This window comes from Citrobacter sp. Awk 4 (assembly GCF_028069725.1).
In the GTDB taxonomy this organism is placed as follows: Bacteria; Pseudomonadota; Gammaproteobacteria; order Enterobacterales; family Enterobacteriaceae; genus Citrobacter_D.
Genome location: NZ_JANEWG010000115.1, coordinates 1 through 2081 on the forward strand (window position 1 = coordinate 1; position 2081 = coordinate 2081).

The 2081-nt window shown below is 51.2% G+C and carries 2 tRNA genes and 2 rRNA genes; all 4 read left to right on the top strand.

The features are described 5' to 3' along the window. A 16S ribosomal RNA gene (locus NNO04_RS22335) occupies nucleotides 1-107 on the top strand; the annotation flags it as partial. Nucleotides 108-177: 70 nt separating this feature from the next. Next, nucleotides 178-254 (top strand) — tRNA-Ile (locus NNO04_RS22340). Between the two features lie 61 nt (nucleotides 255-315). Then, nucleotides 316-391: transfer RNA gene (locus NNO04_RS22345), tRNA-Ala, on the top strand. A 207-nt stretch (nucleotides 392-598) separates the two neighbouring features. Beyond that, a 23S ribosomal RNA gene (locus NNO04_RS22350) occupies nucleotides 599-2081 on the top strand; the annotation flags it as partial.

The window sequence follows — 2081 nt, forward strand, 5'->3', positions numbered from 1 at the left end:
TAGGTAGCTTAACCTTCGGGAGGGCGCTTACCACTTTGTGATTCATGACTGGGGTGAAGTCGTAACAAGGTAACCGTAGGGGAACCTGCGGTTGGATCACCTCCTTACCTTAAAGAACCTGCCTTTGCAGTGCTCACACAGATTGTCTGATGAAAATTAGCAGTAAGAAATCTCTGCAGGCTTGTAGCTCAGGTGGTTAGAGCGCACCCCTGATAAGGGTGAGGTCGGTGGTTCAAGTCCACTCAGGCCTACCAAATTCCTTCTGATACCGCATTTTGTTTCAGGACGGATTAAGGTGAATGAGATGACGACAATGGGGCTATAGCTCAGCTGGGAGAGCGCCTGCTTTGCACGCAGGAGGTCTGCGGTTCGATCCCGCATAGCTCCACCATTACTTACTGCAACAACCCAAGAAAACTTCAGAGTGTACCTGAAAAGGTTCACTGCGAAGTTTTGCTCTTTAAAAATCTGGATCAAGCTGAAAATTGAAACGACACACTGTTTCATTTCTCCGTAATAAGAAATGAAAAAGGGTGTGTTCGAGTCTCTCAAATTTTCACGAAACGGCGGTGTTTTACGAAACATCTTCGGGTTGTGAGGTTAAGCGACTAAGCGTACACGGTGGATGCCCTGGCAGTCAGAGGCGATGAAGGACGTGCTAATCTGCGATAAGCGTCGGTAAGGTGATATGAACCGTTATAACCGGCGATTTCCGAATGGGGAAACCCAGTGTGTTTCGACACACTATCATTACGTGAATACATAGCGTAATGAAGCGAACCGGGGGAACTGAAACATCTAAGTACCCCGAGGAAAAGAAATCAACCGAGATTCCCCCAGTAGCGGCGAGCGAACGGGGAGCAGCCCAGAGTCTGAATCAGCATGTGTGGTAGTGGAACGGTCTGGAAAGTCCGGCGATACAGGGTGACAGCCCCGTACACAAAAGTGCATGTGTTGTGAACTCGAAGAGTAGGGCGGGACACGTGGTATCCTGTCTGAATATGGGGGGACCATCCTCCAAGGCTAAATACTCCTGACTGACCGATAGTGAACCAGTACCGTGAGGGAAAGGCGAAAAGAACCCCGGCGAGGGGAGTGAAAAAGAACCTGAAACCGTGTACGTACAAGCAGTGGGAGCCTCTTTTATGGGGTGACTGCGTACCTTTTGTATAATGGGTCAGCGACTTATATTCTGTAGCAAGGTTAACCGAATAGGGGAGCCGAAGGGAAACCGAGTCTTAACTGGGCGTTAAGTTGCAGGGTATAGACCCGAAACCCGGTGATCTAGCCATGGGCAGGTTGAAGGTTGGGTAACACTAACTGGAGGACCGAACCGACTAATGTTGAAAAATTAGCGGATGACTTGTGGCTGGGGGTGAAAGGCCAATCAAACCGGGAGATAGCTGGTTCTCCCCGAAAGCTATTTAGGTAGCGCCTCGTGAACTCATCTTCGGGGGTAGAGCACTGTTTCGGCTAGGGGGTCATCCCGACTTACCAACCCGATGCAAACTGCGAATACCGAAGAATGTTATCACGGGAGACACACGGCGGGTGCTAACGTCCGTCGTGAAGAGGGAAACAACCCAGACCGCCAGCTAAGGTCCCAAAGTCATGGTTAAGTGGGAAACGATGTGGGAAGGCACAGACAGCCAGGATGTTGGCTTAGAAGCAGCCATCATTTAAAGAAAGCGTAATAGCTCACTGGTCGAGTCGGCCTGCGCGGAAGATGTAACGGGGCTAAACCATGCACCGAAGCTGCGGCAGCGACACTTAGGTGTTGTTGGGTAGGGGAGCGTTCTGTAAGCCGTTGAAGGTGTGCTGTGAGGCATGCTGGAGGTATCAGAAGTGCGAATGCTGACATAAGTAACGATAAAGCGGGTGAAAAGCCCGCTCGCCGGAAGACCAAGGGTTCCTGTCCAACGTTAATCGGGGCAGGGTGAGTCGACCCCTAAGGCGAGGCCGAAAGGCGTAGTCGATGGGAAACAGGTTAATATTCCTGTACTTGGTGTTACTGCGAAGGGGGGACGGAGAAGGCTATGTTGGCCGGGCGACGGTTGTCCCGGTTTAAGCATGTAGGCGGA